At 66.7% G+C, this 15,058-nt stretch carries 16 protein-coding genes, 1 tRNA gene and 1 pseudogene; 12 read left to right on the top strand and 6 right to left on the bottom strand.

The window, feature by feature from the left end; genetic code table 11:
* The coding region (locus tag PMI02_RS14690) for a hypothetical protein (protein WP_007684083.1) at positions 1-308 on the bottom strand (308 nt) is incomplete at its 3' end.
* Positions 309-413: 105 nt separating this feature from the next.
* Positions 414-2,174 carry a fatty acyl-AMP ligase gene (locus PMI02_RS14685; protein WP_036503943.1) on the bottom strand — a complete coding sequence of 587 codons (1,761 nt, stop codon included), beginning with the start codon at positions 2,172-2,174 and terminating at the stop codon, positions 414-416.
* A gap of 152 nt (positions 2,175-2,326) precedes the next feature.
* Here PMI02_RS14685 and PMI02_RS14680 point away from each other — a divergent pair, with 152 nt between their 5' ends.
* From PMI02_RS14680 to PMI02_RS28395, 4 genes and pseudogenes are all read left to right on the top strand, one after another.
* A complete protein-coding gene (locus tag PMI02_RS14680; RefSeq protein ID WP_007684079.1) occupies positions 2,327-2,899 on the top strand; it encodes a regulatory protein RecX in 573 nt (190 codons plus the stop codon).
* The gene (locus PMI02_RS14675) at positions 2,900-3,403 is read left to right on the top strand and encodes a DUF192 domain-containing protein (RefSeq protein WP_007684076.1); all 504 of its coding nucleotides are present in this window, start codon (positions 2,900-2,902) and stop codon (positions 3,401-3,403) included.
* A gap of 68 nt (positions 3,404-3,471) precedes the next feature.
* Positions 3,472-3,879, top strand: a complete 408-nt coding sequence (locus tag PMI02_RS14670; protein WP_007684074.1) for an NADH:ubiquinone oxidoreductase subunit NDUFA12 — start codon at positions 3,472-3,474, stop codon at positions 3,877-3,879.
* A gap of 26 nt (positions 3,880-3,905) precedes the next feature.
* A pseudogene (locus tag PMI02_RS28395) lies at positions 3,906-4,319 on the top strand (DUF2155 domain-containing protein); the annotation flags it as partial.
* 35 nt (positions 4,320-4,354) lie between these two features.
* On the opposite strand, the gene aat reads toward PMI02_RS28395, so the two are convergent.
* Positions 4,355-5,203, bottom strand: coding sequence for a leucyl/phenylalanyl-tRNA--protein transferase (gene aat / locus PMI02_RS14660; protein WP_007684071.1), 849 nt, complete (start codon positions 5,201-5,203; stop codon positions 4,355-4,357).
* Positions 5,204-5,306: 103 nt separating this feature from the next.
* Here aat and PMI02_RS14655 point away from each other — a divergent pair.
* The 8 genes from PMI02_RS14655 to PMI02_RS14620 all read left to right on the top strand — a co-directional run bounded on the left by PMI02_RS14655 (position 5,307) and on the right by PMI02_RS14620 (position 11,539).
* Positions 5,307-5,382, top strand: a tRNA-Trp gene (locus PMI02_RS14655).
* A gap of 213 nt (positions 5,383-5,595) precedes the next feature.
* Entirely contained in the window at positions 5,596-7,134 is a 1,539-nt protein-coding gene (locus tag PMI02_RS14650; protein ID WP_007684069.1) for a hypothetical protein, read from the top strand.
* 145 nt (positions 7,135-7,279) lie between these two features.
* Positions 7,280-7,474: a preprotein translocase subunit SecE gene (gene secE / locus PMI02_RS14645; protein ID WP_007684067.1), complete on the top strand. Its 195-nt coding sequence runs from the start codon at positions 7,280-7,282 to the stop codon at positions 7,472-7,474.
* Between the two features lie 25 nt (positions 7,475-7,499).
* Positions 7,500-8,036, top strand: a complete 537-nt coding sequence (nusG, locus tag PMI02_RS14640; protein ID WP_007684065.1) for a transcription termination/antitermination protein NusG — start codon at positions 7,500-7,502, stop codon at positions 8,034-8,036.
* 137 nt (positions 8,037-8,173) lie between these two features.
* Complete coding sequence (locus PMI02_RS14635) at positions 8,174-9,217, top strand: acyltransferase (RefSeq protein WP_007684064.1); 1,044 nt, start codon at positions 8,174-8,176, stop codon at positions 9,215-9,217.
* Positions 9,218-9,385: 168 nt separating this feature from the next.
* The gene (rplK, locus tag PMI02_RS14630) at positions 9,386-9,817 is read left to right on the top strand and encodes a 50S ribosomal protein L11 (RefSeq protein WP_007684062.1); all 432 of its coding nucleotides are present in this window, start codon (positions 9,386-9,388) and stop codon (positions 9,815-9,817) included.
* A gap of 3 nt (positions 9,818-9,820) precedes the next feature.
* Positions 9,821-10,519 (top strand): 50S ribosomal protein L1, encoded by a 699-nt coding sequence (gene rplA, locus PMI02_RS14625; protein WP_007684060.1) that lies wholly within the window; start codon positions 9,821-9,823, stop codon positions 10,517-10,519.
* Positions 10,520-10,690: 171 nt separating this feature from the next.
* Entirely contained in the window at positions 10,691-11,539 is an 849-nt protein-coding gene (locus PMI02_RS14620) for a TauD/TfdA family dioxygenase (protein ID WP_007684058.1), read from the top strand.
* 37 nt (positions 11,540-11,576) lie between these two features.
* Here the strand turns inward: PMI02_RS14620 and PMI02_RS14615 are convergent, their stop codons facing one another.
* The 3 genes from PMI02_RS14615 to rimO form a co-directional block, all read right to left on the bottom strand.
* On the bottom strand, positions 11,577-12,158 hold the full coding sequence (locus PMI02_RS14615; protein ID WP_007684057.1) for a hypothetical protein: 582 nt from the start codon (positions 12,156-12,158) through the stop codon (positions 11,577-11,579).
* Positions 12,148-12,909, bottom strand: a complete 762-nt coding sequence (locus tag PMI02_RS14610; RefSeq protein WP_007684055.1) for a molybdopterin-binding protein — start codon at positions 12,907-12,909, stop codon at positions 12,148-12,150. The genes PMI02_RS14615 and PMI02_RS14610 overlap by 11 nt, the downstream gene beginning before the upstream one ends.
* 692 nt (positions 12,910-13,601) lie before the next feature.
* Entirely contained in the window at positions 13,602-14,984 is a 1,383-nt protein-coding gene (rimO, locus tag PMI02_RS14605; RefSeq protein WP_036503958.1) for a 30S ribosomal protein S12 methylthiotransferase RimO, read from the bottom strand.
* Positions 14,985-15,058 lie beyond the last annotated feature (74 nt).

Raw genomic sequence — 15,058 nt, 5'->3', positions numbered from 1 at the left:
CAGAGCGGCTGGTCGACCGCCATGACGAGATCCTTGACGTCGCGGGCGGGCGTGACGGTCAGCACCGTCTCGAACCAGTTGCCGCTGCGCAGGATCGGCTCGTGCTCCAGTACGACTTTCGCCGAGGGCGAGAGGTAGGCCGTCACGCTGGCCGTCCCGCCGCCGAGCCAGCCGAGTAGGGCACTGCCCAGCACGACGATGAAGACCACCACCGCCAGCGGCGTGCGCCAGCGCGCATAACGCTCCACTTCGCAATGGTAGGCATCGATGCCGTAGGGAGCCTGCGGGAGGGTGGTGTCATTGGACATGGTGCGGCAACAAACCGCACCGGGCGCTCCTGTTCCCGATGACGGCCCCGCAACGAAAAAGGCAGGGAGCCGGAGCGCCCTGCCTTCGTTCGTTTCAGCGCCGGATCAGGCGGCGAGCTTGAACGGCTCGATCTCGCCCGAGAGGTAGAGCTTCTTGGCCTTGGCGCGGCTGAGCTTGCCCGAGCTGGTGCGCGGCAGGCTCTTGGGCGGCACCAGTTCGACGACGCAGTTCATGCCGGTGATCGACCGGACCTTGTCGCGGATCATCTCGCGCAGTTCGAGGCGCTTGTCGGGGTCGGAGACGCGGCAGTGGACGAGCACGGCCGGGGTTTCCTCGCCATTGTCCATCTCGACCGAGAAGGCCGCGATGTCGCCGTGGTTGAAGCCCGGCAGCTGTTCCACGGCCCATTCGATGTCCTGGGGCCAGTGGTTCTTGCCGTTGATGATGATCATGTCCTTGGCGCGGCCGACGATGAACAGGTAGCCCTGCGTCATGTAGCCCATGTCGCCGGTGTCCAGCCAGCCGTCGACCATGCAGGCGGTGGTCGCCTCGGGATCGCGGAAGTAGGAGTGCATGACCGAGGTGCCGCGGCACCAGACCTTGCCGATCTGGTGGTCGCCGAGGGTGTGGCCGTCCTCGCCGCGGATCACCACTTCCATGTCGCGCACGGGCTTGCCGCAGTTGACGATAGCGCGGTAGCGGGCGGGGCGGCTGAGGTCGCGGGGGCTGCCCGACAGGCGCTCCTCCTCGACCAGTTCGACGCGGATGCCTTCGCCCGGCGGCATGATGGTGACCGCCAGCGTCGCTTCGGCCAAGCCGTAGCTGGGCAGGAACGCGCTGGCCTTGAAGCCGGCGTCGGCGAAGGCATTGACGAAGCTCTGCATCACGTCGGGGCGGATCATGTCGGCGCCGTTGCCAGCGATGCGCCAGCGTGACAGGTCGAACCGTTCGCTCACCGCGCTTTGGCTGGAAATGCGGCGGGCGCAGATGTCATAGCCGAATGTCGGCGAATAGGATGCGGTGGTGCCCTGGTTGCGCGTGATCATGTCTAGCCAGGCCAGCGGACGGCGCGCGAAATCCTCGGTCTTGAGGTAGTCGGCCGAGACCTGGTTGGCGATCAGCGAAAGGAAGCAGCCGACGAGGCCCATGTCGTGATACCACGGCAGCCACGAGACGCAGCGGTCGCTCGGCTGGAAATCCATGCCGTGGCTGTGCGCGGCCAGGTTGGCCAGCAACTGGCTGTGCGTCACCGCGACGCCGTGCGGGAAGCGGGTGGAGCCGCTGGAATACTGCAGGTAGCAGATGTCGTCCGGATCGGCCTTGGGAAGCTCGACCACCGGCGCGTCCTTGGCGGCGAAGTCGGCCCAGGTCGCATGGTCGCAGCCCTGCCGGTCGGCGGCGGCCTTCGTCATCGCGGCGATCTCGTCCGGGCCGATCAGCAAGACCGGGTCCGAGCTGGCGAGCTGGACGGCGAGCTGCTCGATGTAGTTGTCCTTGCCGCCGAAGCTGGTGGGCAGGGGCAGCGGCACCGGCCAGGCGCCGGCATAGACCGCGCCGCAGAACAGCGCCGCGAAGTCCACGCCGGTCTCGGCGATGAGGGCGACGCGGTCGTCCTTCTTGACGCCGCGAGCGATCAGCGCATGGGCGACGGCCAGCGCGTCCTCGCGCAGCTCGCTGAAGGGATAGACGCGCGTGAGCGTGCCGCGCGGATCGTGGAAATTGAACCCGCGCCGGCCTTTCGCGGCATAGTCGAGGGCATCGCCGAAGGTGGCGAAGTCGGCGAAGATACGCTCCAGCGTGTCTTCGTTAGGGGTCGGAATAAGTGCCTGACCCGTATTCGGCACCATGCTGATGGTGTCGCCCATGTGTTGTAACCCGTTGTTGTTATACCGTTGTATTCGCGAGATCGGCGCCTCTAACAGGTCCATTCTGAACCTCGGTTAGCTGCGTTTGCGTCCCGATTACGGTCCCACGCACTCTCCCCATTCCGGCCTGAGTGTGGCACGAATAGGGCAGCATGTCGGACAAGCGTCGCAATCAGGGCCGTGTCGGCCCCAAACCCCTGAACCCGGTCCGGCTTGAGGAACTGGCGCTGGCCTATGTCGCGCGCTTCGCGACGACGCAAGCCAAGTTGCGCCTTTATCTGCAGCGCAAGCTCAGGGAACGCGGCTGGGACGGGGAGGGCGCGCCGGCGATCGACGGGCTGGTCGGCCGCTATGCCGAGCAGGGCTACGTCAACGACGCGGCCTGGGCGAAGATGAAGGCGGGCAGCTTGCTGCGGCGCGGCTACGGCGCCCGCCGGGTGGGCGAGGCGCTGGGGCAGGCCGGGGTCGGCGACGACCTGCGCGCGGAGGAAAGGCCGGGGGTGGGCGATCAGCGCCGTGCCGCTCTGGTGCTTGCGCGGCGCCGCCGCTTCGGTCCCTTCGCGGTTCAGCGCGGCGACAGCGCCGTTGATCCAAAGGCCCGCGACAAGCAGCTTTCAGCCATGCTGCGCGCCGGCCACCCGCTCGACATCGCGCGCCGGATCGTGGAGAGCGACGACGTCGATGCGCTCGAAGAGTGGAGCGAGTCGGAATTCGGAGACGATTGAATGCGCCTTACCCCCCGCGCCTCGCGCAGCAGCTTTGCCGCAGCCTTCCTCCTGGCCTTCGCGGCCTGTTCGCAGGGCGGGGCCGATGCCGACGCCAAGCCGTCTGCCACCCAGCCCGCCGTCCATCGCGAATCGGGCCTGCCGGTGGTGCCGCTCACGGTGAAGTCGGCCAAGGGGACCCACGCCTTCCGCGTCGAAGTGGCGACGACCACGCAGGAACAGGCCAAGGGCCTGATGTTCCGCACCCAGCTCGGCGCCGACGAGGGCATGATCTTCGTCAACAAGCCGCCGCGCCCCGCATCGTTCTGGATGCGCAACACCGTGATCCCGCTCGACATCATTTTCATCGGCACCGACCACCGCGTGCTCAACATCGCCGCCAATGCCGTGCCTTACGACGAGTCGCCGCTGTCCTCGACCGGCGTGACCTCGGGCGTGCTCGAACTGAACGGCGGGCGCGCGGCCGAGCTGGGCATCAAGGCCGGCGACAAGGTCAGCTGGTAGGATTTCTCCATCGCGTTGGCCGTCAATGTCCTTGCCTTCCGGGGGGCAGAGGGGCTAACGCGCGGCTCATGGGAATCCTGTCCAAGATCTTCACCTGGTGGGACGGCGCCACCATCGGCACCTCGCTCTGGAGCGCGCGTAACGGCGAGCACGTCGGCACCGACGCGCAAGGCAACAAGTATTTCCGGTCGACCGGCAAGAACGTCAGGACGACCGAGGGCTACGAACGCCGCTGGGTGATGTACGTGGGCGCCAACGACGCCAGCAACGTGCCGTCCGAATGGCACGGCTGGCTGCACCACTCCTACAACGGCGTGCCCGAAAGCCACCTGCCTCCGCCGCGCATCTGGGAAGTGGACTACACCCCCAACGCCACCGGCACCGTCACCGCCTACCGCCCGCAGGGTGCGCTGGAGCGCGGAGGCGTGCGCGCCGCCGCGACCGGCGACTACGAAGCCTGGTCCCCGGACGCCTGAAGGCGGACGTGGTGATTCGCGCGGGGATGAAGGCCGGGACGATTGCCGCGCTGTCGCTGCTGGCGGTTCTTGGCGCCTGCGGCACGGGCGAACCCGAACCCGAGGCGCAGGATACCGGCGTTCCCGATGCGATCGCCGGAATGCAGGCCGGACCCGCCCAGGTCGCGCGCGGCCAGGAGATCGGCACTCCCAACAAGGACCGAGTGGTCACGCTCGGCGTGCTCAACAAGCGCAACAACCTGACTCAGGACCTCGTGATGAAGCCGGGCGAATCGCGCCGGCTCGGCAACCTCGTGGTCAAGGTCGCCACCTGCGAGAAGTCGCTGCCCTGGGAACGGCCGCAGGACGAGGGCGCCTTCGTCCAGGTCTTCGTCGAGGAGCGCCGCAGCACGGCCGAGAAACTGGCCTGGCGCAAGGTCTTCTCGGGCTGGCTGTTCAAGAACAACCCCTCGCTCAACGTCGTCGAGCACCCGGTCTACGACGTCTGGGTCAAGGCCTGCGCGATGAGCTTCCCGGGCGAGGAGGCGAGCCCGCAGGACGCCGCGTCCGCAAGCAGCACACCGAAGGCGTCCGGCAGCGCGAGCACGCCTGCGCCTGCCGCCACGCCCTCTGCCGCCGCCACGCCCCCCGCGCCTCCCGAACCTGAGCCGGTCGAGGAACCTGTCGCGGCGAACTGACCGGGCCGTGTCGCCGGCTCGCCCTGTGCGTGCTGGAGCAGGGCCAGGTATCGCTTCTGCGGCATCTCCACCGCGCCTAGCGAAGCGAGGTGGGGCGTCATGAACTGGCAGTCGAGCAGGCTCGCGCCGCCGCGCCGGAGCGCCGCCACCAGCCACGCCAGTGCGACCTTCGACGAATCGCTCCGCTTCGAAAACATCGATTCGCCGCAGAACACCCGGTCGAAGCCGACGCCGTAGAGTCCGCCGACGAGTTCGCGGGCCGCACCTTCACCCTCCCAGACCTCGATCGAGTGGGCATGGCCGAGGAAGTACAGGTTCTCGTAGCTCGCCTGTATGCGGTGGCTGATCCAGCTGCCGCCTTCGTCGCCGTCTTCGTCGTCCTCGCGCACCTGGCGCGGCGCGGCGCAGGCATCCATCACTTGCGAGAAAGCCTCGTTGCAGGTCACCGTGAAGCGGCCGCGGCGCAGGCTGCGTGCGAGCGAATGCGACAGGCGCAGGCCGTCGAGCGGCAGGATCGCGCGCAGGCGCGGCTCGATCCAGAAGATCTCCTGATCGTCGCGGTTGTCCGCCATCGGGAAGATCCCGCTGCGGTAGGCGAGCATGAGCAGTTCCGGCTCGATGATCGGTTCTGATCGGGGGGCGTGCACGGTCCTTGTCCTAGCAGAAGGCGTAATGGTGGCAATCTGTCGGCATCTTATCAATCGCCGCTTGTAATCCGCATCGGGTCAATCTAGGGGGACCTCCGCCCGCAGGAGTGTAGCTCAGTTGGTAGAGCATCGGTCTCCAAAACCGAGGGCCGTGGGTTCGAGTCCCTCCACTCCTGCCAGCATTTCCCGAACATCGCGATAACCTGCCCTTCGGGGCACCTCCGAGGCTGGCGACGTTGCTTGATTGCGGCGGGCCGTGCGCCGCGCTAGCGTCGCGCGCCTTGCCAATTGCCCTGCGCAGACTAGGAGAACCCGTCCGCCGATTCGGACGTGGCGAAGCCTTTTGCTTCGCGGCTGCCGAATGGGGCACAGCGGGAAAGACCCAGTCGCACATGCACGCCAGCGCGCATCCTGAACCTGAGACGGCCGAGACCGGCAAGCGCCGTTTCCGCACGAGCGAGACCTACCGCCGCACCCGCCACGAGGCGGCATGGCTGGGCTTCGTCCTGTCGTGCCTGGCGATGCTGCCGGCGCTGCTCGCCTGGACGCCGCAGATGACCGACTATCCCTCGCATCTGGCGGGCTACAAGGTCATGCTCGACCATGGGCACGACCCGTTTCTGACTCGCTACTTCCTGTTCAAGTGGGAATGGACCGGCAATCTGGGCGCCGAGCTGCTGATGGTGCCGCTGACCCCGCTGCTGGGGCTGGAGGAGGCGGGGCGCTTCATCGTCGCCTCGATCCCCTTCCTCACCGGCATGGCCATCATGGCGGTGGAATGGAGCCTCAGGAAGCGTGTGGGCGTCGGCGCGATCCTCGCTTTCGCGATGATCTGGTCGCCCTCGCTGCTGATGGGCTTCCTCAACTATTCGCTCTCGCTCGCCTTCGCGCTGTTCGCCTTCGCGGGCTGGGTGCGGCTGGAAGGCTGGCGCTGGCGCTGGGCGGTCATGGTGCCGGTCGGCTTCGTGGTGTGGATCTGCCACGTCTCGGGCTGGGGCGTGATGGGCGTGCTGATGTTCGGCTACGAGTGGTCGCGTCGCCGCAGCTGGCTCGACTGGCGCCCGCTGCTCAAGCCCTGGCCGCTAGTTTTCCCGCTGCTGCCGATGCTGCTGGGCATGGGCGCCAATTCCAAGGTGTCCTACGGGCGCTGGGGCGTGCTGGAGTACAAGTGGGGCATCCTCTACAAGGCGATGCGCAGCTACGACCAGGTTCTCGACATCACCAGCCTGTGCCTCGTGGTCGCGGTGCTCGCCGCCGCGCTCGTGCTGCGCCGGTTCGACGGCCGGGTGGGCTGGGCGGCGCTGATCCTCCTTATCCTGACGCTGATCGTGCCGCGCCAGATCTTCGGCGGCGACTATGCCGACTACCGCCTCAGCACCGCTGCGCTGATGGTCGCCTGCATGGCGATCGACTGGCCGGTGCCGCGCTGGGGACTGGCGCTGGCGAGCCTGCTGTTCACGGTGCGCATCGCGGTGACGAGCGTGGTCTGGTATCAGGACGCGCAGACCGCCCGCCAGCTCGTCGCCGCGCTCGATCATGTGCCCGAAGGCTCGCGCGTGGCGACGGCCGTGGCGATCCCGCGCACGCAGTGGCTGTTCGGCCCGTTCGAGCACTTCGGTAGCTTCGCGGTCGTGCGCCGCAGCGCGATGGAGAATTCGAACTTCGCGCTGCCCGACGTCCACATGCTCTCGATGCGCGAGACGCGCTACCGCTTCAACGACCCCACCCAGCGCATCCTCTATTCGCCGCGCCAGCGGATCGACCTTCGCAAGTTCAAGCCCGCGCGCCATGCCGATTACCTCTGGTACATCGGCGACAGGAAGCCGGTGGGCATCCCCGACGGCGCCCGGATCGTCTACGCGACGCCGAACTCCTTCCTCGCGCGTCTTCCGAACGCGGTGGACCTTGCAAATCCGGGCGACGGAAGCTAAGTCGCGGTTTCCTTCCGACAAGCGGACCCTACCAAGCCCCTCCCGACCACGGTCGGGGCGGCGATGGACCCTAGCCGGAAGACACGAGAATTTTCGCGCCCGGACACTGGCCGGGCACAGGCAAGCGACAAGAGAGCGACGTAAGATGGCCAAGACAACCCCCGGCGAATTCATGCGCCAGGTCCAGGCGGAAGCGCGCAAGATCCATTGGCCCTCGCGCCAGGAAACGGTGACGACGGCGATTTTCGTCGGCCTCATGACCGTGCTTCTCGCCACGTTCTTCCTCGGCATCGACGCGCTGTTCGGCTGGGTCGTCAGCTCGCTCCTGTCGCTGCTCTGATCATCTAGGACACGAAGAGACAACCATGGCCCGCTGGTACATCATCCACGCCTACTCCGGCTTCGAGAACAAGGTTAAGGAATCCATCCTCTCGGAAGCCGAGCGTATGGGTCTCTCGCAGCTCGTCGAGGACGTGCAGGTTCCCGCAGAGACCATCACCGAGGTCAAGCGCGGCAAGAAGGTCCAGGTCGAGCGCAAGACCATGCCCGGCTACGTGCTCGCCAAGCTGCACCTGAACGACGACGTCTACCACCTCGTCAAGAACACTCCCAAGGTCACCGGTTTCCTCGGTTCCATGGGCAAGCCGCAGGCGATCAGCGAGAACGAGGCGAAGCGCTACTTCGGCGCCGCCGAACTCGCCGCCGCCACGCCGCGCAAGACGATCAGCATCGACTACGAGATCGGCGATTCGGTGAAGGTCCTCGACGGTCCGTTCGCCAGCTTCAACGGCATCGTGGAAGAGCTCGACTTCGACAAGAACCGCGTCAAGGTCGCGGTGTCGATCTTCGGCCGTGCCACGCCGGTCGAACTCGAATTCGAGCACGTCGAACTCAGCAAGTAAGCGTCTCCCGGGCGGTTTCGCCCGGGCCGTCGCAGCCTCAGCCGCCCCGTGCGCCGCCCGGCGTCACGGGGCGTCCCGCGTCCGGGCGGCGCGCAAGCTTAGTGCCGGCTTAACCATTGCCGTGCCATGCGACGCGCATGGTCGGGGATCGCCTCAAAGCACTGGACGGACTGCGCGGGCTTGCCGCCTGCGGCATCGCGTTCGTCTACCACCCGCTGCTCGAATTCGACCTCGCAGTCATGGCCCGCGCATCCGTGCCGGTGACCTGGCTGAAGGAGTGGGGCTGGACGGTGGTCGACCTGTTCTTCCTGATCTCCGGCTACATCTTCGCGCACGTCTACCTTTCGCGCGGAGGCATCCGCCGCGCCGACATGGCCGATTTCGCCGTGGCCCGCATCGCGCGGCTCTATCCGCTGCACCTGCTGATGCTGCTGACGACGGCCATGGTGTTCGCGGGAGCCACCAACAACACATGGCCCGCCTTCGTCGCCCACCTGTTCATGATGCAGGCGTTCGTGGGCGAGGTGAGCCATACCTTCGACGGGCCTTCGTGGTCGATCTCGGTCGAGATCGTCTGCTACGCCGTGTTCGTGCTGGCCGCCGTGCGCGGGGACCGCGCGCTGCGCCTCGTGACCGGCGGCGCGATCGTGGTGGCGCTGGTGCACTTCGCGGTCCAGGGGCGCGGCGGCGGGCCGTGGGTCGGTGACGGCGTGCCGCGCGGGCTGCTGGGTTTCTTCCTCGGGCAAGTGCTGTGGCGGCGGCGCGCCGACCTGGCGAGGGTACCGACCGCGCTGCTCGTGCTTGGGCTGGCGCTGGGCCTGTGCGTCGACATCGGCGGGGTCAGTTCGCTGCTTCCGGTTTCCCTGCTGGCCTGGCCCTGTGCGCTTTGCCTGGCCCTGCGGATGCCGGCACTGGCAAGCCGGCCGCTGCTCTGGCTCGGCGACCGGTCTTATGCGGTCTACCTGATCCATTTCCCGATCCTGCTGGCCTTCGCCCCCTCGATCGCCGCCGCCCGGTCGGGATGGGGCGGGGCGGCGGTCACGCTGCTCTACGCCGCGCTAGTGTTGTTTGTGAGCGACCTCGCCTACCGTCTCTATGAGATGCCCGCACGCGACGCGGTTCGTTCCGCGTGGAGGCGGCTGCAGGGGGCAACTGCCGGCGCCGCGCGCGAGCCTGCCTAAACGCGCTCTTTCCTTTTGCCGGCGTTTCGTTTAGGGGCGCCCCCTTCGGACCGGCCTTCGCCGGAACGATTCCCTCGCGGGAGGATACCTCCGGGCATCCGTTCTCACCGCTAGGCATGAGCGTTCCCGGGTTTCGGGCACGCGACAGTGTGAAAAAGGAGCGGCCACATGGCCAAGAAGATTACAGGTTACATCAAGCTGCAGGTTCCGGCCGGCAAGGCCAACCCGTCGCCGCCGATCGGTCCGGCGCTGGGTCAGCGCGGCGTGAACATCATGGAATTCTGCAAGGCGTTCAATGCCGCCACGCAGGAACTCGAGAACGGCATGCCGATCCCGACCATCATCACCGTCTACGCCGACCGCAGCTTCACCTTCATCACGAAGACGCCGCCCGCCACGTTCCTGATCAAGAAAGCCGCCGGCCTGAAGTCGGGTTCGAAGGAGCCGGGCAAGGTGTCCGCCGGAACGATCAAGATGTCGCAGCTGTCCGAGATCGCCCAGGTCAAGATGGCCGACCTCAATGCCAACGACATCGACGCGGCGACGAAGATCATTGCAGGCTCCGCTCGCGCGATGGGCCTCCAGGTTGTGGAGGGCTAATCCATGAAGACCACCAAGAAGCAGAAGTCGCTGTCCGAGAAGCTGGGCGACAACATGAAGCTCTACGCCGTCGGCGAAGCGCTCCAGGCCCTGCGTGATCTCAAGACCACCAAGTTCGACGAGACCGTTGAAGTCGCGCTGAACCTGGGCGTCGATCCGCGTCACGCCGACCAGATGGTCCGCGGCATGGTTTCGCTCCCGGCCGGCACCGGCAAGGAAGTCCGCGTCGCCGTGTTCGCCAAGGGCGACAAGGCTGCCGAGGCTCTCGCCGCCGGCGCCGACAAGGTTGGCGCCGAGGACCTCATGGAAGACATGCAGGCCGGCAACCTCAACTACGACCGCGTCATCGCCACCCCGGACATGATGGGCGTCGTGGGCCGTCTCGGTAAGCTGCTGGGTCCCAAGGGCCTGATGCCGAACCCGAAGCTGGGCACCGTCACCCCGAACGTCACGCAGGCCGTGAAGGACGCCAAGGGCGGCCAGATCGAGTTCCGCGTCGAGAAGCAGGGCATCATCCACGCCGGCATCGGCAAGATGTCGTTCTCGGACGAAGACCTGAAGTCGAACTTCACCGCTTTCGTCGACGCGATCGTCAAGGCGAAGCCGGCCGGCGCCAAGGGCAAGTACGTCCGCAAGGTGTCGATGTCCTCGTCGATGGGCCCCGGCCTGAAGATCGACACGACGGAAGTCACCGGCGCCTGATCCTTCAGGACCGCCGAAACCGATAGAGGGCCGGGAGGGGAAACCTTCCCGGCCCTTTTCGTTTGTGCGATGGATTCGCAGGCTCGGCGCCGAGGCATTTACGGGCGGGAAATTCCGGTGTAATGGCGTGCTGTACACATGTTCAGCAACACCTCCGGGAGAGGCGGCCAAATGGCTATCCGTTTCGAAGATATCAAGGAATTCATCGGCTCTCGCGTGCTCTGGGACGACCGCGCGGACCTGTTCACGCCCGAAGCCGCCAAGGCGATTCGCGCCAAGGTGGAAGAGCGCACCGTGCTCGTCTTCCCCGAAGTGAACCTGACCGACGCCGAGCAACTCGCCATCACCAACGCGATGGGTGAGAAGGTGCGCCTGACCGCGCGCAACAACGTCCAGTCCAATGACGACGACGTCTACCAGGTCACGCTGGACGAGAAGATCAACCCGCAGCCCGAATACGTGCTCGGCACCTTCTTCTGGCACATGGACGGCATCACCGTAGACATGCCGCCCCCGTTCGCCACGCTGCTGTCCTGCCGCATCGCCCCCGCCATCGGCGGCGAGACCGAGTTCGCCAGCACCTATGCCGCCTATGAAGGGCTGCCCGAGGAAGAGAAGCAGGCGCTCGAGGGTCTGAAAGCCGTCCACTCGGTGCGCGCCAGCCTCTCGCCGATCGCCGACGCCATTCCCGAGAAGCACCGCGAGAAGGTGCTGGGCATCGGCCTCATCAAGGAGCATCCGCTGGTCTGGACCCACGAGTCGGGCCGCAAGTCGATGGTCATCGGCACCACTGCCGATCACATCGTCGGCCAGGAAGTGCCCGCCGGGCGCGCACTGCTCATCCGCCTGCAGGAATGGGCGGCCCAGCCAGCCTACTCGCTGCGCCACAAGTGGAGCAAGGGCGACTTCGTGATCTGGGACAACACCGGCGCCATGCACCGCGCGATCCCCTACGACAAGTCGACCGGCCGGATGATGCACCGCACCTCGATCGCCGGCTCGGAGGCCGTGGCGGCCTGAACTCGGCGTCGTCCCCGGCTCGGCCGGGGGCGACCATCTATTCCTGAACGGGGGCCAGGTTCGCCGCCGTGTAGCACTCGACGAGATAGGCGAGCGGCCGCCCATCCGGCAGCACCAGCATCGCGCGGTGGGTCGAGATCGTGTTCGCCGGGCAATCGTCCGCCGGCCCCGCCACCGTCGACAGCGGGCGGCGGCGGAACCCCAGCGGCGCCACCACTTTGCCGAAGGGCGCGTCGCTGAGGCGCAGGGCGTTCTTCATGTCGTGGGTCAGGCGATCGGGCACGAACCAGTTCCACGCCACCGACAGCACGGCGGGCCCACAGCTCAGTTGCACATGGCGCATCGCCACGGCGTCGCCGGGGCCGATCGCGAGCCTATCGCGCATCGCCGGAGCGGCGTCGCTCGCTACGTTCATGGTCTGGGTAATGGTCCGCGCGGTGACACGCGCGGGATCGGCCAGCCCTCGCAGCGCGCACCATTCCTCAAGAGCGAGCGTGGCGCTGTCGTGGCGGCGCAGGACGGTTTCGAACTCTTCGAGCGTCGGCGCGGCTGTGAGGGCAGGGGCGGCGGGTATGGGGGCGGCCATCAGTGCGAGCGCGGCAAGCAGGTCAGATGCCACCCGGCACCGCCGGGCGGCCCATCGCTGCCAGTCCGTCCACCATCGCACGGGTGCAGGCGGCAAGATCGTCTGCGCTGACCGAGCGGATCACGAAGTTGGCGCCGGTGCGCCCCTCTGCCCAGAACGGGTAGGAGCCGATCTGGCAGGTCTCGAACGCCTTCTCGGTTTCGCGCAGGAGGTCGGCGACCTCGCTCTCGCCCACCCAGCAGCCGACCGTCTCGGACAGCAGCGGCGAACCGCCCTCCAACTCGCCTGACAGCGCGTCGAGCATGCCGGCGGTGATGCTGGGCACGCCGGCCATGATGAACACGTTGCCGCTGCGGATGCCCGGCGCGCCGGTGTAGCGGTTGGGAATCAGGCTGGCGCCCTCGGGCGTGCGCGCCATGCGCAGGCGCGCTTCGGTGAGGCCGCCGCGCGTCTCGTAGTAGCCTTCGAGGATCGCCCGCGCCTCGGGATGCACCATCGCCGGCACGCCGAGCGCCTGCGCGATCGCATCGACCGTGATGTCGTCGTGGGTGGGGCCGATGCCGCCGGTGGTGAAAAGATAGTCGTTGCGCGCCCGCAGCGTGTTCACCGCCTCGACGATGGCATCGGTGTCATCGGCGACCACGCGCACTTCCTTGAGGCGGATGCCCTGGATCTGCAGCCAGGTGGCCACTTGCGCGATGTTCTTGTCGTGCGTGCGTCCGGACAGGATCTCGTCGCCGATGACGACGAGGGCGGCGGTGAAGATTCGCAGCGAAGAGGCCATGCCCACATCGCTAGGACAATTGCGCGCCCACGGCTAGTGGAAGCCCGGCCACGAAAGCTGCGGAAAGCCGACAAAAAAGAAGGGCCGGTCCGAAGACCAGCCCTATGAAAGTTTTGGGAGAGGATGCCTGAAAGGCACGGTCTTTATGTCTGACCGGCGGTTATGCTGCAAATGCGAAAAGGTTGAGCAATATTGCGTTTCATGCAACCGCAACATCTCCGGAGCGGAACGGCTTCGATATCAGCGTGATGCGGGTGCTTTGAGGCTGCGGCAATCGGCGCGATGAGCCCGGCGTATGAACAATGGAGCCACAATGCCCGTCATCCTGATGGCGAGCGTGAGCGGACAGCATGTGGCGGTCGTATATGACGCCGCCGTTCTGTCGGGACTGGAGCGCGCGGGCTACGTGACCGTCGGCGAGGGACGATCAGCTCCACTGCTTGACTGCCGCTGCCTGGTCGCGCTTGCGGAGGCCGCGATTTGTGCAACACAAGGATGCGTCGTCGGCGGCGTTCCGGTTCGGCCAGTCCGGCGGACCTGACTACGAAAAAAAGGGCCGGTCCGAAGACCAGCCCTTGAAAAGTTTTGGGAGAGGATGCCTGAAAGGCCTCTTCCGTATGATCGGATCGGCCGATTCCCGCAAATGTCGAAAAACGCACGCCAGTTGCAAGCCGTGCAACTCGGCGTCGTGTTCAGCCTCGCGTGAGCGCGCCGTAAAGGTCGTGCTCGTCTGCATCCTCCACCAGAACTTCAACGATATCACCGACTTGCAACGAATTCCCGACATCGCGCAGGAAGACGTTGCCGTCGATCTCCGGAGCGTCGGCCTGCGAGCGGCCGGTTGCGCCGATGTCGCCGTCCTCGTCCGCTTCGCCGATTTCGTCGATGATGACGTCGAGGCGGCGGCCGACCTTGGCCTGGAGCTTGGCGGCGCTGATCGCGGCCGTCTTCTCCATGATCCGGGCGTAGCGCTCTTCCTTGACCTCTTCCGGCACATGATCGGGGAGGCGGTTGGCGGCGGCGCCCTCGACCTGTTCGAAGCGGAACGCGCCGACGCGGTCGAGCTGCGCCTCGTCCAGCCAGTCCAGCAGGTACTGGAAATCGGCCTCGGTCTCGCCGGGGAAGCCGACGACGAAGCTGGAGCGGATCGCGATGTCCGGGCAGATCTCGCGCCACTTGTGGATGCGGTCGAGCACCTTGGCCTCGTTGGCAGGGCGCTTCATCGCCTTCAGCACCGACGGGGCCGCGTGCTGGAAGGGGATGTCGAGATAAGGCGTCAGCAGGCCCTCTGCCATCAGCGGGATCACCGCATCGACGTGGGGGTAGGGGTAGACGTAGTGCAGGCGCACCCAGGGACGGCGCCCTTGCGAATCGCTCAGCTGGCCGAGTTCGCGCGCCAGGTCGGTCATGTGGGTGCGGACCGCGTGATCCTTCCACATGCGCTCCTCGTGGCGCACGTCGACACCGTAGGCCGAGGTGTCCTGGCTGATGACCAGCAGCTCGCGGGTGCCCGCCTGGACCAGCTTCTCCGCCTCGCGCAGCACCGCGTCGATGCGCCGGCTGGCGAGCTTGCCGCGCAAGGACGGGATGATGCAGAACGAGCAGGCGTGGTTGCAGCCCTCGGAAATCTTGAGGTAGCTGTAGTGGCGCGGCGTCAGCTTCACGCCGGCCTCGTCATAGGCCTGCGGGATCAGGTCCACGTAGGGCGACAGCTCAGGCGGCGCAGCCTCGTGGACGGCCTCGACGACCGCTTCGTACTGGTGCGCGCCGGTGACCGCGAGGACCTGCGGGAAACGGGCGCGAATGACTTCGGCCTCGTTGCCCATGCAGCCCGTCACGATGACGCGCCCGTTTTCGGCGATCGCTTCGCCGATGGCAGCGAGGCTTTCCTCCTTGGCGGAGTCGAGGAAACCGCAGGTGTTGACGAGGACCACGTCGGCGCCGGAATAGTCCGGGCTCATGGTGTAGCCGTCGGCACGCAGGCGTGTGAGGATACGCTCGGAATCGACGAGCGCCTTGGGGCAGCCGAGGCTGACCATGCCGACCTTGGGCGGGTGGGGGATTTCTATAGCCATGGGATTGGCCGGGCCGATACGCGCATTGTCGCCGAAAGTCACGAAAAACGAATCAGCGCGAGCAGGGGGCCCCC

The sequence above is a fragment of the Novosphingobium sp. AP12 genome (assembly GCF_000281975.1).
Classification (GTDB): Bacteria; Pseudomonadota; Alphaproteobacteria; order Sphingomonadales; family Sphingomonadaceae; genus Novosphingobium.
The sequence above is the reverse complement of the archived record's forward strand: the minus strand, read 5'-3'. Positions and strand labels throughout refer to the sequence as shown.